Here is a 217-nt window from a genome sequence, read left to right as displayed (position 1 = left end):
CTTTTCAGCAGAACTCAGTGCTTCAAGAAATAAATAACGATCATCATCACGACGTTTTCTATCACCACGACGACGTTGTTCAGCCATTAAATCAAAGCCTAAAGGCTGAATATTACGAGGATATACGCCATCGTTCATACCAAGTAAACAAACTGCTTTAAATGGGATTGAACGCATTGGCATTAATGTACAAAAATTAAGACTTCCTGCTAAAAAG

General features: G+C 37.3%; 1 protein-coding gene. It reads right to left on the bottom strand.

Annotated features, from left to right (window positions below; translation table 11 throughout):
• Positions 1 to 217: exodeoxyribonuclease V subunit gamma (locus M983_RS16840; protein WP_157092004.1), on the bottom strand; the 217-nt coding region annotated here is incomplete at both ends.

It is taken from the genome of Proteus myxofaciens ATCC 19692, assembly GCF_001654855.1.
Classification (GTDB): Bacteria; Pseudomonadota; Gammaproteobacteria; order Enterobacterales; family Enterobacteriaceae; genus Proteus; species Proteus myxofaciens.
This window is presented reverse-complemented; position numbering and strand designations above follow the sequence as displayed.